General features: G+C 47.7%; 18 protein-coding genes. 12 read left to right on the top strand and 6 right to left on the bottom strand.

Annotated features, from left to right (window positions below; genetic code table 11):
• Window positions 1–64 precede the first annotated feature (64 nt).
• From FW758_RS12595 to FW758_RS12560, 8 genes are all read left to right on the top strand, one after another.
• Window positions 65–2116, top strand: a complete 2052-nt coding sequence (locus tag FW758_RS12595) for a TonB-dependent receptor plug domain-containing protein (protein ID WP_446445568.1) — start codon at window positions 65–67, stop codon at window positions 2114–2116.
• Between the two features lies 1 nt (window position 2117).
• Window positions 2118–3488, top strand: a complete 1371-nt coding sequence (locus FW758_RS12590) for an ATP-binding cassette domain-containing protein (RefSeq protein WP_446445567.1) — start codon at window positions 2118–2120, stop codon at window positions 3486–3488.
• Entirely contained in the window at window positions 3478–4158 is a 681-nt protein-coding gene (locus FW758_RS12585; protein WP_006079414.1) for an energy-coupling factor transporter transmembrane component T, read from the top strand. The genes FW758_RS12590 and FW758_RS12585 overlap by 11 nt, the downstream gene beginning before the upstream one ends.
• The gene (locus FW758_RS12580; protein WP_006079416.1) at window positions 4151–4693 is read left to right on the top strand and encodes a hypothetical protein; all 543 of its coding nucleotides are present in this window, start codon (window positions 4151–4153) and stop codon (window positions 4691–4693) included. The genes FW758_RS12585 and FW758_RS12580 overlap by 8 nt, the downstream gene beginning before the upstream one ends.
• 29 nt (window positions 4694–4722) lie before the next feature.
• On the top strand, window positions 4723–5460 hold the full coding sequence (locus FW758_RS12575; protein WP_446445566.1) for a DNA-binding protein: 738 nt from the start codon (window positions 4723–4725) through the stop codon (window positions 5458–5460).
• 38 nt (window positions 5461–5498) lie between these two features.
• Window positions 5499–5738, top strand: a complete 240-nt coding sequence (locus tag FW758_RS12570; protein WP_006079419.1) for a hypothetical protein — start codon at window positions 5499–5501, stop codon at window positions 5736–5738.
• 235 nt (window positions 5739–5973) lie between these two features.
• The gene (locus tag FW758_RS12565; RefSeq protein WP_259573999.1) at window positions 5974–7164 is read left to right on the top strand and encodes an HD-GYP domain-containing protein; all 1191 of its coding nucleotides are present in this window, start codon (window positions 5974–5976) and stop codon (window positions 7162–7164) included.
• Window positions 7165–7276: 112 nt separating this feature from the next.
• Window positions 7277–7912 (top strand): paraquat-inducible protein A, encoded by a 636-nt coding sequence (locus FW758_RS12560; protein ID WP_413489643.1) that lies wholly within the window; start codon window positions 7277–7279, stop codon window positions 7910–7912.
• 75 nt (window positions 7913–7987) lie between these two features.
• Here the strand turns inward: FW758_RS12560 and FW758_RS12555 are convergent, their stop codons facing one another.
• The 4 genes from FW758_RS12555 to FW758_RS12540 are packed head-to-tail and all read right to left on the bottom strand — an operon-like array spanning window position 7988 to window position 13593.
• On the bottom strand, window positions 7988–8293 hold the full coding sequence (locus FW758_RS12555) for a DUF3240 family protein (protein ID WP_248992622.1): 306 nt from the start codon (window positions 8291–8293) through the stop codon (window positions 7988–7990).
• Window positions 8290–11343, bottom strand: a complete 3054-nt coding sequence (locus tag FW758_RS12550; protein WP_446445565.1) for an efflux RND transporter permease subunit — start codon at window positions 11341–11343, stop codon at window positions 8290–8292. The genes FW758_RS12555 and FW758_RS12550 overlap by 4 nt, the downstream gene beginning before the upstream one ends.
• A gap of 1 nt (window position 11344) precedes the next feature.
• Entirely contained in the window at window positions 11345–12373 is a 1029-nt protein-coding gene (locus FW758_RS12545) for a membrane fusion-like protein (protein WP_446445564.1), read from the bottom strand.
• The gene (locus FW758_RS12540) at window positions 12370–13593 is read right to left on the bottom strand and encodes a metal transporter (RefSeq protein WP_446445563.1); all 1224 of its coding nucleotides are present in this window, start codon (window positions 13591–13593) and stop codon (window positions 12370–12372) included. Before FW758_RS12540 ends, FW758_RS12545 begins: the two co-directional genes overlap by 4 nt.
• A 145-nt stretch (window positions 13594–13738) precedes the next feature.
• Between FW758_RS12540 and FW758_RS12535 the strand changes: the two genes are divergently transcribed.
• Together FW758_RS12535 and FW758_RS12530 are read left to right on the top strand one after the other, a co-directional pair.
• Window positions 13739–14284 (top strand): helix-turn-helix transcriptional regulator, encoded by a 546-nt coding sequence (locus tag FW758_RS12535; protein ID WP_105250726.1) that lies wholly within the window; start codon window positions 13739–13741, stop codon window positions 14282–14284.
• A gap of 113 nt (window positions 14285–14397) precedes the next feature.
• A complete protein-coding gene (locus tag FW758_RS12530; protein WP_105253023.1) occupies window positions 14398–14544 on the top strand; it encodes a hypothetical protein in 147 nt (48 codons plus the stop codon).
• 23 nt (window positions 14545–14567) lie between these two features.
• Here FW758_RS12530 and FW758_RS12525 read toward each other — a convergent pair whose 3' ends face one another.
• Both FW758_RS12525 and FW758_RS12520 read right to left on the bottom strand, forming a co-directional pair.
• Window positions 14568–15518 carry a YeiH family protein gene (locus FW758_RS12525; RefSeq protein WP_446445562.1) on the bottom strand — a complete coding sequence of 317 codons (951 nt, stop codon included), beginning with the start codon at window positions 15516–15518 and terminating at the stop codon, window positions 14568–14570.
• Between the two features lie 286 nt (window positions 15519–15804).
• On the bottom strand, window positions 15805–16368 hold the full coding sequence (locus FW758_RS12520; protein WP_011845404.1) for a malate synthase: 564 nt from the start codon (window positions 16366–16368) through the stop codon (window positions 15805–15807).
• A 255-nt stretch (window positions 16369–16623) separates the two neighbouring features.
• Between FW758_RS12520 and FW758_RS12515 the strand changes: the two genes are divergently transcribed.
• Together FW758_RS12515 and FW758_RS12510 are read left to right on the top strand one after the other, a co-directional pair.
• Entirely contained in the window at window positions 16624–18153 is a 1530-nt protein-coding gene (locus tag FW758_RS12515; RefSeq protein ID WP_446445561.1) for a DUF3612 domain-containing protein, read from the top strand.
• A 560-nt stretch (window positions 18154–18713) separates the two neighbouring features.
• Window positions 18714–19385, top strand: a complete 672-nt coding sequence (locus FW758_RS12510; protein WP_446445560.1) for a hypothetical protein — start codon at window positions 18714–18716, stop codon at window positions 19383–19385.
• Window positions 19386–19557: the final 172 nt, after the last annotated feature.

The following is a 19557-nucleotide window of genomic DNA, read 5'->3' as shown; positions in this document are numbered from 1 at the left end:
AGACAGAATCATCGCGGTTCACAATAGCGGGCACATCTTAAATTTTCGACGTGACAACAATAATATGATTACCAAGAATACCCTCTTTAGAGTGTCATCTTTAGCCTTAGCTATTGGTCTTAGTTTTACTGTTCAAGCCGATGAAATCGCCCGTGATCCGCGACTCAATATCAATGAGGTGATCGTCGTGCATGGTGACGGCGGAGAAGCCAGTGAAATGGCGACGACCCATTGGAGCATTAGTGAAGAAGAGATCCGCGCAACCGGAGCGCAAAGCCTAGATCAAGTCTTAAAGAATGTGCCGGGTGTGTACATTCGTGTTGGTGGTGACGGAACACCAAGGGTCGATATTCGTGGTTTTAAAACTCGCCATGTGACCTTGTTGGTCAATGGTGTGCCTATGAGCAGCGCCGACGATGGTCAGTTCGACCCGAGTATTATTCCCACAAGCCAAATTGCCTCGGTAGAAGTCTCTGTCGGCCCCACATCTGTGCTTTATGGCCCAAGTGGTGCGGGCGGCGTGATCAACATTATTACCAAGCAGGGCAGCACGGCACCAGCTCTGGCTGGGCGCCTCGAAGCGGGTAAAGACAATACATTAAATGGTGATATCAGCGCCGCAGGTTCGGGTGAGGACTGGCAAGGCTTGGTCAGTATCAGTCGCCAGCAAACTGACGGCTTCCCTATGTCGAATGACTTTGAACCGACGCAATACCAAGACGGCGAATTGCGCGCGAATTCAGATAAAGAAGTCACTAACGTTTATGCCCAAGGCAGTTACTGGTTATCTGATAAAACTCAATTGATTGCCAACATGGCACTGCGCAGTGGCGAATGGGGAAAGCCCGCCCGTGACGGCACTGGTAGCGGCAAGCTCAAATTTGAACGCACTGATGATTATGACGCCCATACTTTCCAACTGGGATTAGCACATCAGTTTGATGACACTTTCACCCTGCGTGGCTTTGGCTATCACAATCAAAGCGATACCTTAGAAGCCTCCTATGCCGATGAAGCCTATCAGGCGGTGACGCTGTCGCAAGATGGACGTTCGGTTGTGCAAGGTGTCAATCTGCAGTTAATCACAGACTTGCATACCGCGGGTTTATTCACGACTTCGGTCATTGCCGAGAAACAGAGCTGGAAGTCTGTCGTCGATACTTATACGGCTAATACCGGCAGCAATAATGGCGGTGGAACAGGCACAGGAGGTGGAACAGGCACAGGTGGTGGAACAGGCACAGGTGGTGGAACAGGCACAGGCAGCGCCGAGAACTTAAATGATTCTGCCTGGTTATATACGGCCGCGGCTGAGTATCAGTATCAATCTGAGCTGCAGTACGGCTTTACCTTAGGTGGCGCTTATCATTCACTCGACACCACAGATAGTACCGATGGCAACTATTCGGCCATGGCCTCCAGTTATTGGCAGGCGGCGCAGGATTCCCGCTTAAGCTTAAGTGTGGCACGTAAAGTGCGTTTCCCCTCTATGGTGAACTTGTATTCGCAGCTATCTGGCAATAGCGATTTAGAAGCCGAAGAGTCTAAGCATGTGGAGCTGGGTTTAGAGCAGAATCTGCCGGCGAGTACCGATTTCTCCCTTTATGGCTATTACACTGATGCGAAAAATTACATCGCCAAGGATGTCGATGGTTTCTACCAAAATATGGGGCGTTATAAGTTCAAAGGGGTAGATTTCCAAATCAATAACCATGCGATTGAGCACTTAGATCTGAGCTTCTCTTATAGTTTTCTCGATTCAGAAGAGATAGACGGCGACGATACCTTAGATGCTTTGCAATATCGTCCACGTCACCAGTTACGTTGGCAGATGAGTTACGAATTTCCCTTCGAGACTCAAGTTCACCTCAACGTGGAGCGTATTTTAGACCAAGTCTATGCGACGCAGGTGAAGGTTGGCGGTCAGACCCAATATCAACAGCAGTCGTTAGACAACTACACCTTAGTAGACGTGAATTTGGTACAGCCATTAATTCGTGACAAGTTAGATGTTTACCTACGTGCGACTAACTTGCTGGATGAAAATTACTACCAGAGTGAAGCTCTGCCACAGGCGGGACGACAGATCTTCATCGGTGTGAACTGGCAGATCTAAGATGAAACTCCTAGCGCTCGAAGGCGTTAGCTTCAACTATGGTAGCCAGTTACCGACTGTATTGCAGGAGGTTTACTTGGCCATTGGCACTGGCCAATGCCATTGCGTGAGCGGTCCTACGGGCTCTGGGAAATCGAGTCTGCTAAACCTACTGGTGGGCGTGTTAAATCGCCCGCATGAAGGCGACATCTGGCGTTACCCACAATTGGTTACGGGTCTGGTGATGCAAGACCCGCAAACTCAGCTCCTTCGGCAAACCGTTGGTGCCGAAGTGGCTTTCGCCTTAGAAAATCTCGGCATTCCCGCTGAGCAAATGCTACCTAAAGTGCAATTGGCACTAAGGCGAGTGGGCTTGTATCTGCGTCTCGATACCCAAGTCAGCACGCTTTCCCTTGGTCAAAAATATCGTTTAATGATAGCCGCTCAACTGGTGTGCGAGCCGCATTTACTGCTGCTCGATGAGCCTTGGGCACAACTCGATGATCACGGTGTGAGTGAGCTGCTGGTCGTACTTCGCAATCTTATTCAAGATGGCATGGCGCTAGTGTTGGTTGAACATAACGCCTCGGCCTTCGCTGAGATTATTCAGCATTACTGGCAGTTAGAGGCGGGCAAGTTATCCGAAGGCATCTATACCGTGAACGATGCGCCGCAAGTTGAGGCGCCTGCGTGGCGAAATCAGCCTAAGTTTGAGCATTTGGGCAAAGTCTTGGTCAGCGCCGAAGCCTTTGATTTTGGATTCGATGCTTGTCCCATGTTATTTGCGTGTCCGCACGGATTCCAACTGCTGGCGGGTGAGATAGTGACCTTAGTGGGAGATAACGGCTCTGGTAAAACTAGCTTGTTGAAAACCATAGCTGGCGTACTCAGTTCAAGGCAGCGTCTTCCGCTTAAAGTGCTAGGGCGAAGACCTAAGCTAGGGATTTATGGCGCTGAGCTGGGACTGCTGATGCAAAGGCCGAGTCGACAATTATTCGAGACCAGCGTGCTCGCCGAAATGCAGTTTAGCCTTAGGCGTTTTGAACTCCCCAAAGAACGCGCGGCGCAGATGTTGGATGAATTGGATTTATTTAGCTTAGCTCAGCTGTCGCCCCACAAATTATCCTACGGTCAACAGCACTTGATTGCCTTAGCGTCACTCGCCTGTTTACGCCCTAAAGTATTGCTTTTGGACGATCCATTGGCGGGGATGGATAAGCATTACTACGGCAAAGTGTGGTACTTGCTGAAGCGGTTAAGCTCTCAAGGTTGCGCTATTTTGCTCAGCAGTCACAGAAGCATTGAACACAGCGCTGTATCACGGCAATTGAGTTTGCGTAATGGTTTATTGGTGGAGGAATTGATTGAAACAGGAGAGCGTTATGTGGGCTAGTTGTCGGCGCCTACGCGCGCTGCGGCATTGGAGTTATGAGCGGCGGGAAACGGCACTCTGTGCGTTGTCGCTGCTATTGGTGTGCGTGCTCTCAGCCTGTGCTTTTGTATTGCCCGCTGCTTTACTCTTGCCATTAGCAGGGCTTAATGGACTGCTTGTTATCCACGGTTTGCTGCGGCGCGGCAGTATTTGGGGCGTGCTAAAGCTAGGTTTAGTGCAATTGAGCATCACTTTGAGTCTGTATTTAATCCTCTATGGCGTTGAACATTTAGCCCAAGGCGCCGTGGTAGTTGCGCGTATTATTTTGGCGACCATTCCCGGTTGGTGGTTGTGTATTACGGCGGCTCCCGAGCGGATTGGTGAAGTGTTAAGTGCGTTTTTACCGACCAAGTGGGCCTTTGTGGTCGCGGCATCCTTAAGTTTATTGCCCTATATGGCAGATGAAATTCGCGAGATATATCAGATCCAGTGTCTGCGCGGGGCTCGCATTACACCTAAGGCGCTGCGTAACCCTAAAAATTGGTCCGAGTTGGTGTATTGCGTGTTGTTTCCCGTCTTAATCCAATTACTTAAATTATCTCGCCAGATGGCCGTTGCAGCGCAGAGCCGTCACTTTGGTTTAGCGCAACGGCCAACACATTGGCATTCACCGAGAGACAAAAATGACTAAAAAAATCCCGCTGAGTCTACAAGACTCCTTATTTGTCGGCTTTTGCGCCACCTTGCTGGTGGCATTAACGGGCATGTTAAGGCTGAAACTGGGCTTGTCTGGCCACAGCATGTTCCTGATGAGCTTCTTTTATTTGATCTGTTATGGCGTGTTAGGTCGTTTCGGCAGCATGACGGCATGCGGTGCTATCGCGGGCATAGTGGCCATGGCTTTAGGCGTAGGTAAAGGCGGGCCTATGATTTTACTGAAGTTTGCATTGCCTGCCATAGCAATGGATCTCGTCGCCTTACTCTTGCCGCTCAGTATGAACTTGCATTGGCGCTGCGTGATCTTAGGCATTGCAGGCTGTATCGCTTGGGCAGGTAAAGTGGCACTCACCAATATGCTCGCGGGCATGGCGCTGGATGTAGTGATGATTCAATGGGGCTTGAGTGTATTAAAAGGCGGCTTTTTTGCCACTCTGGGCGCCTTGCTTGTACCGCCTGTGTTGACGCGATTAAAAGCCCACGACCTGTTACACCGTGACAAATTTTAAAAACCTTTTTAAAGCTTTAGGAAATGCAGATGAAAAATTGGCTGATTTGTATCGACGATACCGATGATATAGGCACTAAGGGCACGGGCGAAATTGCCGAGGAAATCGCCCATCTGCTCGCGAATATGTCGGGCGGCCATGCTTCCTTTGTGACGCGGCATCAATTGTTTGTGCACCCTGATATTCCTTATACCTCACATAACAGTGCCATGTGTTTTGCGCTGCGCTCGCCACTGACGCAGGCCGAGATCCACCAATATGCCGTTGCGCACTTGGTTGCGGAATCGGCTCCCGCTGCCGATCCTGGCATCGCCATACTCGATGTTGACTCTCGCTATGATGCCGCAGCTTTAATGGATTTTGGTCGCAGAGCAAAAATTGAAGTGATCACGAAAGCGGCGGCCTATGCCTTGGCTGAGCAACTTAATATTCAGCTGACCGAACATGGTGGCACAGGCCAAGGCGTGATTGGTGCATTAGCGGGATTAGGGCTACGTTTGATGGGCAGCGACGGCAGGGTAAAAGGCCAGATTAAACTTGGCCAATTTGAGGATGTTTCACTCGAACTCAGCGTTGCCGATATCCTAGAACAAACTGGGCTTGATGCTGTGATGAGCACGGACAAGTATCGACTTGCGCTTGATGAGCGAGTGCAACTGAAGGGCAAAGTGAAAGCCGTATACCTTGATCATCAGTTTGTATTGCTCGTTCATCGAGAGGCAGAGCAATGGCGCAATGCGGGCAAGCAAGCCCTGCAAGACTACTAGAGCAAGTTTAGTAAAAGAGTTTAAAAAGAGAGTGCTAAATGGATCTCAACTTGGTCGAACATGCATTTGAATTAAAGGATGACCGCTGGATTTTTAAGGCGGGACTGGCTCAATATCCACAGGCGAGGCAAGTTGCCAAACTGTGCACGCGTTTTATCCCAGATGATGAAGACGAGCAGATCGACGATGAGCCCCGCTCCTGCTACAACTGCCAATATCGCCGCTGGATGGTCGCCGGTTTTGAATGCTTAGCCCTTAGGCATTTATTGAAAAAGTGAGAGTGTGAAACGGGTCTTGCCTAAGCCTTGAGCCCTTATTCCATCGCATACTGTTTAAGGCATTTTGTTTACCAAGAAAGTCTATGGTGATTTTCTAATGCGCGGCTTAGAATGCCCCTCATGTCTGTTCTATAATAATCAAGAATAACAACAGAACATTTGAGCGTAGGTCGCTTTTATGTCGTATGGTTAAGTTGATATTTTTTTCGGGCACATCATCCTTGGGGTTGTAGATATGAGTGAGTCGGCAGAATCAGTTGAGCTTATCAAATTACCTGTGTCGCAATTGACATTAGGTATGTTTGTCAGTGCCATAGACAAAAATGATAAAGGTCAACTTGCAATTGCAAATGCTGGACAAATTAAACACAAGGATGCGATTTTAAAACTGGCCAAAAGCGGTATTAAATTTGTTTGGGTAGACGCTGAGCGTTCGGCAGAACATTGCGGTTTAAAGAAAAAAGCCACTAACGATAGTCAAACTGACAATCGAAAAGCGCCAGTGAGTCGCGATAAGCAACAAGCTCAAGCTAAGGTTATGCTGACCGAAGCGAAAGACCTTATTCGTAAAGTGTTATCCGAAACCTTCGAAGGCAAAGCCATCGAAGTTGCGCCCTTCGAAGCGTTAGCCGATACCATGATTGAGTCTGTCATGTTAGATGCTGATGCACTTAAATGTATGTCTGCGCTCCGTTCAAAAGATGCCTATCTACTCGAACATTCAGTGAATGTCGCCTTTCTGCTGGTAACCTTTGGTAAATACCTACAGCTGGATCGCGATATGCTGCGGCAAATGGCGGTCGGTGGGATTTTGCACGATATTGGCAAGATTAAAGTCGATAATAAAGTGCTGCACAAGCCGGGTAAACTGACACCGGAAGAGTTCGAACATATGAAGCTGCATCAAGTGTATGCGCTTGAAATTATGAACGAAACTACTGGTCTATCGCAGATCAGTAAAGATATCTGCTTAATGCACCACGAAAAGTTAGATGGCCGTGGTTATCCAAGGGGTTTGAAAGGTGATGAAATCCCCCGCCATGGCCGTATGAGTTGTATCGTCGATATCTTCGATGCGTTAACCGCGACGCGCTGTTACAAAGAGGCCATGAGCCCTGCCGCAGCTTTTAAAATTTTACTCAGTCTGACGCCATTTCACTTAGATCAACAATTGGTCTATGAGTTTATTCGTTGTATTGGTGTTTACCCTGTGGGTTCCTTAGTTGAATTATCGGACGGCCGAATTGGTATTGTCTGGGCTTCGAAAGACAGAGATGCACTACATCCAATCGTAAAGTGCTTTTATTCTTTAAAAGTAAAACGTTACACAGATGTCGCTATGGTGGATTTATTAAAATCTGAGCTGTATATCGAGCGCGGCGTGTCACCGAGTTCATTGGATATCGATCCAACGCCTTTCTATTAATTCTCAAATCGTGTCTCTAATGCCGGTCATCTAAGTCGATGGCTGGTGCGAACGATTGCAGAGCTTGCGCTAAAAACCGTAAACTGAATGTCTTCTCCAGTCTGGCAATGCGATGAACAGTGCTATGAAATCATTATTTCCTATTTTTATCATTCTCTTATCTCTGGCTTTATTAATCCCTGGGGTGACTCAACCTATTTTGAGTATTAGCGGCACTATCGATAAGGCCAAGCTGACCGAGCAGGGCATAGAGCAAGTTGCTCAACGTTTCGATGAAGACTCGGGGCGCGACAGCGCTCGCGGTATGCTGAGTATGGTCAGTGGTTTGCTGGGGCTGAGTAGCCTTAAGGGCGAAGTCGAAGTGTTGCAGAAAACCCGTAGTATTTGGGGAACGGTGACCGAACTTTATCACTCTGGGAACAGGCTCGTCGCAGGATTAGTGATGTTATTCAGCGTGGTGGTGCCTGCCTTGAAGTTGAGTTTAATGCTGGCACAGCAATGTGTGAGCTCGATTGGCCTGAAACTGAGGATTAATGCCGTCGTCAACGCACTCGCTAAGTGGTCGATGGCCGATGTGTTTGTGGTGGCGCTGATCATCACCTTTATGGCGGGGAACGCCTCAGGTGGTATGGGGGAAATGCTAAAAACCCAAGCGCAATTTGAAAATGGATTTTACTTCTTTACCGCCTACTGCATTTTATCGATTTTGAGTGGCTTTTTAGTGCGTCGTCCAACGCCAATTTTGTAGCGAGTTTATAAGGCATGCCGACCTTAGCGATAAGGCCGGCATGCCTAGATTTAACGCGGTTAATGGCGCAGTGAGTTAGGACAAAGTGCCATTTTGATAAATGGGCATAATCCAATAGCGGCAGGGATTATGTTTGCAGACCAAAGCCAGTGCATCGAGCAGCGCCGCTTGTTGCGCAGCGGGGTGCATGATTTCGAATTTGCAAAACTCCCGATAACCTTCCACTTGTTCCTTGATATTAAAATGGCTGTGTTCACGGCTAAAACCACAAATATTCCCTAGGCTAAAACCCGACAGAAACTCCAGCTCTATCAAGGTATCGACTATGTCGTCCTTAATATCATTTTGGGCGATCAGTACTAACAGTTGTTCTGTGCTCATTTACGTTTCTCCAGCCAAAAATACAGAATTGGCAGTAAATACAGTGTGGTAATGGTTGAAGTGAGCAGACCGCCAATCACCACAATCGCTAAAGGTTTTTGAATTTCAGCCCCAGGGCCCGAGGCAAATACCAGCGGCATAAGACCAAACATCGCCGTAGTCGCTGTCATCAAAATGGGACGTAAACGCCGCGCCGCACCTTGTTCCACCCGTTCGCGCAGGTTGCTGAACATGTGCTTGGTTTGTTCGTAATAGCTGAGCATCACCACGCCATTGAGCACAGCGACGCCGAGCAGGGCGATAAAGCCAACCGAGGCGGGCACTGATAAATATTCTCCCGACAAATACAGGCTAACGATCCCGCCCATCATAGCGAAGGGAACGTTGGCGAGGATTAAGCCCGCTTTGGCAAGCGAGCCAAATGTCGTAAATAAAATCAGGGTGATCAGTGCGATAGCAATGGGTATCACGAGTAGTAAATTGCTGGTGGCCCGCTGTTGGTTTTCAAACTCGCCACCAAAACTCACGCTATAACCGCTCGGGAGTTTGATTTCCTGCGCAATTTTAGCGTTGAGCTCTTCTACAAAACTCACGATATCGCGACCTTGCACGTTAGTGGTGATCACTGAAAAGCGATTCCCTTGCTCACGCTCGATAAGGATGGGGCCTTGCTTATAGCTTAAGGTGGCGACATCACTTAGGCGTTTTAAGGAGTGATCTGGCATCACCAGTAACTGATTTTTAAGCTCATTAATGCTACTTAAGTGGCTCTGATTGTTAGCAATCAGCACGGGGGTGCGCTTTTTACCTTGTAGCACTTCGGTCACGATTACGCCTTCGAGCTGGCTTTTCAGGTAGCGGGCAAACTCCATGGTGCTCATGCCAAAGCCTCGAGCGAGCTCGTTATCTAAGGTGAGGTTGATAAAAGGACTGCCTTCGATCATCGCCATTTTCACATCGACGCTGCCGTTGGTGGCATTAACCAGCTGTTGGATTTGGCTCGTGAGCTGACCTAAGGTGTCGATATCGTTACCAAAGACCTTGATCGCCACGTCGCCAATGCTACCGGTGAGCATTTCGGACATGCGCATTTGTATCGGTTGAGTGAAGTTAAAATTAACGCCGGGATAGTCCAATAACACAGTGCGGATCGCATCGATAAGCGCTTCTTTATTTGCAAAGCGCCATTCGCTGCGGGGCAGAAGTTCTAAGAATACATCGGTTTCATTGAGCCCCATGGGATCTAAGCCGATTTCATCCGCGCCAGTACGCGCCACCATTTGTTTGATTTCAGGAACTTTAGCCAGCAAGGTTTGCTGAATTTGCTTGTCGATGGCAATCGAAGCCTCAAGTGAAATCGACGGAGATTTCTCCAACTGCAGGATAATGTCGCCTTCATCTAAGGTCGGCATAAAGGTTTTTCCCACTAACCCGAACAGCCCTAGGCTGACGATAAGCAAGCTAAAGGCGATCACTATAAAGCGTTTTTGATGGCTAAACGTGCTCTTGAGACTGCCCAGATAAAGCTGTTTAAGCTTTTCAATCGCCTTAGGTTCCTTGGCGGCTTTTTCGTTGACGAGGTAAGAAGCGATAACCGGAATAACAGTTAACGACAACACCAGCGCCGATAGCATGGCAAACACGATAGTGACCGCAACTGGGGTAAAGAGTTTGCCTTCGAGCCCGCTCAAGGTCAGCAAGGGCGAGAACACTATCATGACGATCACCGTGCCCGACACCACGGGAATGGCAACGTCTTTAGTCGCGCGAAAAATCAAATGCAGCCGCGGTAATTTCTGCTTAGTGGCGATAAGATTCACCATGTTTTCGACCACGACCACAGATGAATCCACTAACATGCCGATGGCGATAACCAAGCCACCTAGACTCATTAAGTTCGCGGAAAGATTGAAGTAATCCATCATCAAAAACGTCATCAACGCGGCAAGAGGCAGCGAGAGTGACACGACCAATGCGGCGCGCACGTTGCCTAAAAATAGCGCCAGCAAGATGATCACCAACACTACGGCTTCGAATAATGCATTGGAGATGGTATCAATCGCGGTATTGATCAGATTCGCGCGGTCATAAAAGGTGTTTATCTGGCTCCCTTCTGGCAAGGTTAGGCTGATTTGATCGAGTTTTTCTTTAATGTTTTTGACCACTTGTGCGGTATTGGCGTCTTTCAGGGCGATGATCAAGGCTTCGGCGGTTTCGTTACCGTCCTTAGTGACTGCGCCATAGCGGGCTAAGTGGCCAATTTGAATATCGGCTAAATCCTGCAGTCGATACACTCTGGCATCATCGGCCTTGATCACCAATTGTTTGAGCTCGTCGATATCATCGATGCGACCTTCGGCGCGCACTATGATGGTATCTGTACCAATAGTGAGCTTGCCCGCACCTTCGTTGTGATTATTCTCCACTATCGCCTGTTGCAGCGCCGCAAAACTTACGCCCGCGGCCGCCATAGCCGCAGGTTTGGGGGTCACACTAAAGCTTTTGGCATAGCCACCGAGGATATTCACATCGGCGACACCTGCAACGGTTCGTAGTAGCGGACGGATTTCCCATTCGAGCAACTGCCGTCTTTCCATCAGTGATAGATTGGGATTTTCGAGTGAAAACATAAAGATTTCGCTGAGAGGCGTACTCATAGGCGCCACACCGCCCGTCACACCTTCAGGGAAACTGTCCCACACGGCGGCGATGCGTTCGCTCACCTGCTGGCGCGCCCAATAGATATCTGTGCCTTCGTCGAAATCTAGGGTGATATCGCTGATGGCGTATTTAGTGGTCGAGCGCAGAATCGATTGATGGGGAATACCTAACAGTTCGGTTTCAATCGGCACGGTAATTTGCGCTTCGATTTCCTCCGGCGTCATGCCGGGCGCCTTGAGGATGATCTTCACTTGGGTGGGCGAAATATCGGGAAAGGCATCCAAGGGAATGGAAAACCAGGCTCGCGCTCCCGCTAACATGATGATCAGCGCCACAATCAGCACAAATAAGCGCTGCGTAAGCGAAAAGCGGATGACTGAGGTAAGCATCTTATTCGCCTCCTAGGCCAAGCATTATGCCTTTGACTGCAGCAACTGACTGGGATAACACTTGGATTTGGCTGAGTTCTTGATCGCTTTCAACGATATATTGCTCAGGGGTTGAGCCAAGAATATCGATCGTAATCGAGGTGAGCGTGTCTGCGGTTTTAGTGAAGACTTGGCTGTCTTGCTCCCAACTGAATACGCTATTTTTAGGCAATAAATACACTGCCTTTTGATACTCGGGTATCACAGTGATTTGTTGTCCTAACAGTAAGTTACATTCCTGCGGTACGGGTGATGACCAAGCGGTCACAAAGGCACCTTCGGCGATGGCCGACACGGACTCAATGGCGATATGGCACTGATTGATATTCACCGCCGAGAGCGAGTGCGACTGACCCATAGGCACACTGACCTTGACGCGAATGCTGTCGCTGGGCACCAGTGAGAATAGCTGTGAACCCGCCATATAAGGCCCATTCACTTGGTTGAGTTTAACGATCCCCGCCACTGGCGTGCCTACCACTAGGGAGTCTGTGGTGGCATCTGTGCTTTTGACTATCTCCATAAAATGCTGCATGTGCTCGTATTCGAGGTGAGTGCTGAAGTAGTCTTGGCTGATCTCTTGCCATTTTTCTGCGCTAATACTGCCATTGTTTAATAAGGGTTTATTGCGCTCATAACGGCTTTTGGCTAGTTGATACAAGCTGCTGGCGGCTTCGACTTGGGCGAGGTAGTGGAACACTTCTGGCCCAGTCAGTTTGACAATCGCTTGGCCTTTAGTGACGAGCTGGCCTTGGCCGACGAGAAAGCTGATCTGCTGGATATTCTCCGGTGTGCTGATCCAGTAATCGTTACCGGGGAGGATTTCAACCTGCGCGGGCAACGGGCTGCCCTCATAACTGGCGACTTTCTGTGGTTGCACGTAGCTCAGGTCTAAATTACCGAGGGAACTTATCGTTAAGGATTCAGCCTGCACTAAGGTGGCAACACTGGCGGATAAACAGAAAAGGCATGCGCCGTACTTGGCCATCATAATGAAATTCCTAAGGCTTGCAGTTGTTGGGAGTGCAGTTGTTGCTGCGCGACTTGGTTCAGTGCCAAGCGGGATTCGGTATCGAGGGCATCCATATAGCGGCGCAGCCAGACTTCGTAGCTAACTTGGTTTTGGTCTTTGACCTTAGCCAGCTCCTCTGTGATGGTGCGGCTAAGGTGTAAGGCTTGAGTCAGCAATGTTTGTTGGTCGAGCAGATTTTGTTGCTGTTGCTCTAGTTTTTTAAGCTGAGTTTTTAGCTCGATATAGGTACGGTCGAGGTTGAGCGTGTGCTCGGTATTGGCTTGTTGCCATTGGGATAATTCGGTTTGTGATAGGGCAGAACCTAAGGTCAGCGGTACAGAAACGGCGATGCCAAGCTGTTGATCATCGACTTGATTATCTGCGGTATTTTTGGCCGTGAGTGAGACTGCCCAAGGATCGTTATTCCCTGCTTGCTGACTCTGGATGATCAACAGCTGTTGTTGCTTCTGCAGGCTCAATAGTTGCCATAATGGATGCTGCGCGAGCATGTCATTGGGTTGGTTGTTGGCAGAAAGTGGCCGCGCGGTTTCGGCTATGTTCTGCGGTATTTGCTCTTGTCCGGTGAGTTGTTGATAGAGGGCACGCGCCTCGGCCTGTTGCTGATTAAGATCGACCCGCTCCAGTGCAATATCCACCAGTTCGCGTTCTAACAAGAGAATGTGGGCAATCGGCAGTTCGCCCGCATCTGTGAGTTGCTTTTGCTGACTATGAAGCTTGTCGAGTAATTGGCTCTTGCGATCTAATTGGGCCAGTTTTACTGCGGCAAGGCGATGTTCCCACAGGCTTTGTCGCAATAATCCCGATAAATACAGGCCTTGCAGCGCGGCTTGTTGCACCTGAATGCCTTGGGCGAGTTGTTTAATTTGCTTATCGCTGCTGTGCAAAGCAGGGGATTTTATTGGCAAATTGAGTGAGAGTTCCTGCTCGTAGCTGTTACCATTATCTAGGCTACCTAAGTGACTCAAGCTAATGCTCGGCAGGCCATTGAGCCAAGATGAACTGCTTAAGCTTATTTGTGATTGCGGTAACTGACCGCCTGATTGAGATAGAGAATGTAATCTTGCTTGGCTGGTGGTGAGTGCTTGAGATAGCTCGGAATTAGCGGCGTGGCACAGGAAACTGCAGCTGACTAAGGTCGCCAACAGACATAACTTGATACAAGACGTACTGACAGACATAGGACGATTCTATGGTAATAAAGTGTGCTGTCAGTGTAGGGATTGGTGGGCGAAAGTCGTGGGGGACATGTATCATAAAACCGTCTATGGTACATATGTCCCATAAATTAATGGGTTGATTTTGCTTTTATTTAGGAGTTTTTCGATGAAGGATCTTGTCATTATTGGTCTGTTGGCCTTGATCATATGCTTTAAGCTTTTTGACATCACTTCCGACATTCAATTGGGCATTCCCCAATGGCATATTGCCCAGGAAGCCATGTTATTAGTGCTCACTGTGATTGGTGCCATGTACTTAAGTTATGACCTTATTCGTCGCTCCCGCGAAGTGAAAGCGTTGGCTAAACGGTTGGAGCATGCGGATAAAAAAATCGACAATATGTCGACGCAAATGCGCTCTGCCAGACAAGAATATAGCCAAGCGGTGTCGCAGCAATTCGAGACTTGGGGCTTTACTAAGAGTGAGCAGCAAGTGGCATTTTTATTACTTAAGGGCTTAAGTTTTAAAGAAATTGCTGAAGTGCGCCAGACTAAAGAAAAAACCGTCAGACAACAGGCATCGACCATTTACGGTAAAGCGGCAGTCGATGGACGCCATACTTTTTGCGCTTGGTTTATGGAAGATTTTATTCAAGAACATAATCAAGATCTTGCTGCGAATGAAGCGGCATCAAGCCCTAAGGCGGCTTAATCAACGCAGGATTGGCTTAGCTGTTATAGCTATTTGTTATTGAAAATCGATATTTGCTGAGTTTTTAGTTCTAAACAATAATGAGCATCCCCTAAGTTTGCAGGAAGATGCAATTGAAAAACTGGCTGATTATCGTATTTTGCCTGATTGCCTTGGTCGCTTCGACGCAAACCACAGGACTCGTGCGTTCACTTATCGAATTCTCCGCCTTTGTTGGCGTCCTCTACTGGGCTTGGCGAATGAAGCCGACGGCAGAGTAGATTGGCTTTGAGTTAAATCTTAGCTATTGAAAATAAAGAATATACACTAAAGACGTGATACCAATCGCTGCCCACAGCATCACCCCAAGCAACAAAGGTTTGGGGCCACTCGCCCGTATTTTCTGCACTGTAATTCCTGCACCAATCAAAAACAAACACAGGACTAATGCCCGTTTCGACACCATAAATAAGGTGTCATAAACAGCGTGGAATTGTGGCAACCAATGGGCCACGGCAATGGCTAAACAATAAAAACCGATAAAATACGGCAGGTTAAGCTTGCGCTTATCGCCACCAAACAACATAGCGCTGACCAATGCGATCGGAATAATCCACAGGGCGCGGGCAAGTTTTATGGTGGTTGCGGTTTTTAAGGCTTCATCGCCGTAGGCTGAAGCCGCGCCAACAACCGATGAAGTATCGTGGATGGCGATGGCGCTCCACACGCCAAAATCGTATTGACTCATATTGAGCAAGTGGCCGAGAGCGGGGAATAAAAATAGCGCGACTGAATTGAGCACAAATACGCAGGCTAACGCAGTGGCGGTTTGATCGTTACGCGCATTGATGGCCGGAGCGACTGCGGCAATGGCGCTGCCACCGCAAATAGCGGTACCAGAGGCGATTAAGTGGCCCGTGACATGATCAAATTTCAGGGCGCGGGTGAGCACAAACCCTAAGCTGAGGGTGAAAAAGATTGAGCCAACAATCAGGCCGAAGTTGTGGGTGCTCGCCTCGATCGCCGCGTTTAAGTTAATCCCAAACCCTAAGCCAATGATCGAATAAGACAGGAGTTTTTTGGTGAGTGCGGCGATATTCCATTGCACTGGTACCCAACCAAGGCTCGCTAAGGTAAAACCGAGCACTAGCGCCATGGGCGATGAGATAAAAGGCGCGAGGCATAACAAACCCGCACAGATGAAAACGATGCGATGAGTCTTATTATCTTGCTGTGATGTCGATGAAGAATTCATAACGCCTTAGGCTCGAGCGATTCGGTTTATCGTTCCAACCACAGATCTTCACATTAAGCGACGGATACAAAATGGCGATCAATTGGATTGATCATGGAGACAGATGCAAGAGGGCATTATAGCTGTGTGTATGAGCCTCAATAAAATCAATTAAACTTATCTAGTTAATCAGTTTTATTGACTCTTAGAAGATTTGGCAAAGCAGGAGGGTAAATCGAAGAAGATGAACTGAGCTCAGTTCATCTTCTTGGCTAGATAATAAATGGCGAGGTTACAAAGCGTGAAATTATAAATTTACGATACTTTTCAAGTTGTAATCGCTGCCATCCTTTGCGGTAAACAACTTATCTTGGGTGTCGTTGGCGCTGGACATACCCGCATGTAATAGGCTGAGCCAATGGCGCGATGCGGCAGAACGTGACTCTGGTGTTCCGACTACCATGTTTAATGACGTTCCGATTTGGATATCTTCCAGATTGGCAACGTCTCTCGCACCTATCATGCCACTGCGGTCGAAACTGAGTTCAACGTGGCAACCTAGGTCCTGTAACACTATGGCGCAAGGCGCATCTTTAGTGCCGTTAAAGGCCACAAACTGTTTTGGCTGACGTAAACCACTGTGGCTGCCGTCGGCAAAAAAGGCCAACAGGTGTTGGTAGTAAACCACATAGCTGCTCACATCTTGGTGTGAACCAGAGTTAAGTGGAAAGAGGCGGTCGAGGAATTGTTTCGCATTAGCGATCTTCTCGTGCTCGGCGACATTCACTTGGGCCACGGCTAGCACTTCTTCTGCGATGAGGCTGTTTAGATTCGGTTGGATCTGGTTGCTCTTGATAATTGACATATTCATCGCTTGTTCCTCTCACTCTTTCAATTTAAAAAAATTCAGGGTTTTGATTTAACTTTTGGCTTATCAAAGTTTGTCTTCAATTTGGTTTGTCCGCTTTGAGTGCTTAGCCACTTTTAGTGGGAGTGGTTAAGCATTTCTTGTACTGGAATGGCTTAGCTTGTTCGCATTAGCCTTTCCTTGATTGCTTGATTTGTAGTCTAGTCTTTTTTTGACTACAATTTCACAATAAAAATTTTACACTGTGAATTTTACAAAATGCGCAATGACCAGAGCTTGATGAGAAAATCACATTTCCTAGGCACAAAAATACGTAACCTACGGAAACGTAATAATTTAACGATGGAAGATTTGTCGGCACGATGCATTCGAGTCGACGCGGGAAGTGCGCCCTCTGTGTCATATTTGTCGATGATCGAACGTGGCAAGCGTGTGCCGAGTGCAGGAATGCTGGCTGTGATCGCCGCGGTTTTTCAAAAAGACGCCGAATGGTTCTTAGACGATGTGCCCGAAGAAAACGCCATTACGCCAGACAAGGGCCGACGTGGTGGCATAAGCGGTATGGCACTCGAGCCCAGCTTTTTGTTTTCCAATGATATTTTACAAATAGCGATACCTGAGATGCTGTCGCAAACAGGGATCTCAGGTCGGCAGTTTGCCCATTTATTGATCCGCGCCCATCAAGAACACCATCAAAATCATTTCCCCGATCTTGAACGTGCCGCCGAAGACGTCGGCCTCAAACGTATGCCCTTATCTCTGGACGATATGCTGGATATCGCTAAGGGAATGGGATTAAAAATCAAGTGGATAGACAGTACGCCGCAGGAAGTTATCGATGAAATGGGCGTGAGTTCGCGTCAGTTGGTCACCTCATTTATTGAGCCGCCGAGCACGATTTATGTAAATAAAATCCTCAAAAATCGCCCCAACAGACTCAAATATGATTTAGCCGTGCACATAGGTCATTGCGTGTTGCACAACAAGGACGGCCTCAAGAGTGTGATGATCTCAGGCCGCAAATTAGAAGTGGATGAAGAGGCGGGTATGCAGTCCAATACCTTGAACGCGCAGGATATCTTGCATGCATGGCGCGATTTTGAATCGAGCTTCTTCGCCGGTGCGCTGCTGTGTCCTAAAGTGCCTTATCGCCAATTACTCGACCGCCACGGTTATGAGATTGAAGTACACAAGCAACTGCAAGTGTCAGCTTCAGTCGCCATGCGGCGTATGACTGTCGTCTCTCCTTATCCCCATTGGCATTATTTCGATGCTTACGCACCGGGCAAGCTCAAAGCCGTTTACCGTGGTAACGGGATTCCACTGCCTTGGGGCAATATGCGACTAGTGGAAGACCCTTGTCAGCATTGGGCCGTCTTTAGGATGATCAGCGAGCCGACGGTCGGCACTTCGGCACAGATTTCGATTTTAAACGTCGGCAACGAACCACGCATTTACTGCTGCGAGTCGATTAAAGTCGAAGATTCTGCGGGCAACCCGCATGTGCTCTGCGCTGGTATCGATTTGAATCCAGCGATTGAAGCCCAAGGTAAAGATGCCCTGTCTATCGCCCACGATTTGAAGAATGCCTGTGTCGCCAGCGGCGGTTCAGTCACTATTCCCAAACACATTAAAAGCGATCTGGTCAGCGTCGCAAAAATCCTCAATATCAACTGGATAGAGCGCGGGATCAAAAACGACGCCCGCCTTATTTGCTCTCGCGGCGCCGTATGCCCACGTCAACCAAGTTGCTATCAAGCAGGTAAGTCACAGTGTGATGGGGAATAAGTTTGGGTTAATCACTGTTGTGATTTTATTATCAAGCTGCGCTTGATTAACGTCGTGGGTCTTCAACCCACACCCGACCAAGAGGGGATCAACAGCAATTCCCTCTTGGATCTCCCTTGCCGCCCCCAACGGAGTTGAAAGCCCCTTGTGCTCATTGACAAATTTGCTATCGCTTCCGAAGGATGCGTCCATGCACCTGCGAAAGCTAGCTCGCCATCCATGGCGAGACTCACGCGAATTTGTCATTCGCCCTGCGGCAACTCCGAGGGGAATTGTATTCTGCGACATCAGGTATGAAATTTAGGCCCGAAGAGATTGCCCGTCATGTCTTTTGGGTTTGTTTTCTTGAGTAAAAAGTGGTGGCTAGCATTTTTACTTTAACTATTTTTTATATTGAACTATCTATAAGAAACGGTATATATTTTTGATTTTAATTGATAATTTATGATGTGTGGTTATAGGCAGAATTGAGTTTACACATATAGGTATAGGCAGAATTGAGTTTACACATATAGGTATAGGCAGAATTGAGTTTACACATATAGGAGTAGGAGGAAGGAATGGAAAGTCATAAATTAGCAGAAAAAGATCCAAATGATTTAGTTGAATCTTTGATTCAAAAATATGGTGACAGCCCTTGGACTAAATCAGTTGTTGCGTCATTACCTGTTATTGGTGCTTTTTTAGATTCTCACTTCAACTCAATGGCGAATGAAATATATCAGCGTCGTATTGAATCGATGTTTAGCGAAATCAAGAATGAGTTGAGTTACATAAGCGATCAAATAGTAGATAAAGAGTACATAAAATCAGAAGAGTTTTTTGATCTTTCGCAGAATGCATTTAGCCGAGCGATAAAAATAGCAGATACTGAAAGAATATCCGCCATTGCTCGAATCATCGCTGAATCAATCATTGGTAAGCGGGCTACCTCTATTCCTTCTTTTGATTTAGTGAGCGTCATAGGTGAAATGTCACCATCAGAAGCCAGCATGTTTGGTGAGATTGGAAAGATTTATCTAGAACATAAATCTCTATTAACTGGGTCGGGAAATACTTTATTTCGAGTGAAAGACATTCTTGACGTTTTACCTCCAAATTTGCAGAAAAATGCAGGTTTCTTATGCGCAAGACTTGAATCAAAGGGTTTACTTTCTTCAATTTTTGAAAACTATGGTTTAGGAGACGCTGGTGAAGAGCTTCTTAAGTACTTTCGGTCACAATGCTTGTAATCCATGAAGATAAAATGTTCATTTCCGTGAGATTACTTTTTTTATTTAAAAACTGTGGTTAACAATCAATGTCAATTCTTCTGCTTCATCGAGAATATTTGGTTTTACTGTGATGTCTCAGGATTAACGAGATTAAGCACTCGCATGTAAGTGACCGTTGGCGGCATGGTCG

The organism is Shewanella sp. 1180_01, from assembly GCF_052850535.1.
Note: the sequence above shows the minus strand (reverse complement) of the source record. Positions and strands in the feature narration are given on the sequence as shown.

Bases quoted from the DNA above. Each gene is read 5' to 3' on its own strand.
- FW758_RS12540 (WP_446445563.1), bottom strand. From the start codon at position 13,593: ATGTCTGTCAGTACGTCTTGTATCAAGTTATGTCTGTTGGCGACCTTA.
- FW758_RS12555 (WP_248992622.1), bottom strand. From the start codon at position 8,293: ATGAGCACAGAACAACTGTTAGTACTGATCGCCCAAAATGATATTAAG.
- FW758_RS12525 (WP_446445562.1), bottom strand. From the start codon at position 15,518: ATGAATTCTTCATCGACATCACAGCAAGATAATAAGACTCATCGCATC.
- FW758_RS12560 (WP_413489643.1), top strand. From the start codon at position 7,277: ATGAACAGTGCTATGAAATCATTATTTCCTATTTTTATCATTCTCTTA.
- FW758_RS12575 (WP_446445566.1), top strand. From the start codon at position 4,723: ATGAAAAATTGGCTGATTTGTATCGACGATACCGATGATATAGGCACT.
- FW758_RS12535 (WP_105250726.1), top strand. From the start codon at position 13,739: ATGAAGGATCTTGTCATTATTGGTCTGTTGGCCTTGATCATATGCTTT.
- FW758_RS12570 (WP_006079419.1), top strand. From the start codon at position 5,499: ATGGATCTCAACTTGGTCGAACATGCATTTGAATTAAAGGATGACCGC.
- FW758_RS12515 (WP_446445561.1), top strand. From the start codon at position 16,624: ATGCGCAATGACCAGAGCTTGATGAGAAAATCACATTTCCTAGGCACA.
- FW758_RS12520 (WP_011845404.1), bottom strand. From the start codon at position 16,368: ATGAATATGTCAATTATCAAGAGCAACCAGATCCAACCGAATCTAAAC.
- FW758_RS12590 (WP_446445567.1), top strand. From the start codon at position 2,118: ATGAAACTCCTAGCGCTCGAAGGCGTTAGCTTCAACTATGGTAGCCAG.
- FW758_RS12565 (WP_259573999.1), top strand. From the start codon at position 5,974: ATGAGTGAGTCGGCAGAATCAGTTGAGCTTATCAAATTACCTGTGTCG.
- FW758_RS12545 (WP_446445564.1), bottom strand. From the start codon at position 12,373: ATGATGGCCAAGTACGGCGCATGCCTTTTCTGTTTATCCGCCAGTGTT.
- FW758_RS12550 (WP_446445565.1), bottom strand. From the start codon at position 11,343: ATGCTTACCTCAGTCATCCGCTTTTCGCTTACGCAGCGCTTATTTGTG.
- FW758_RS12595 (WP_446445568.1), top strand. From the start codon at position 65: ATGATTACCAAGAATACCCTCTTTAGAGTGTCATCTTTAGCCTTAGCT.
- FW758_RS12585 (WP_006079414.1), top strand. From the start codon at position 3,478: ATGTGGGCTAGTTGTCGGCGCCTACGCGCGCTGCGGCATTGGAGTTAT.
- FW758_RS12580 (WP_006079416.1), top strand. From the start codon at position 4,151: ATGACTAAAAAAATCCCGCTGAGTCTACAAGACTCCTTATTTGTCGGC.
- FW758_RS12510 (WP_446445560.1), top strand. From the start codon at position 18,714: ATGGAAAGTCATAAATTAGCAGAAAAAGATCCAAATGATTTAGTTGAA.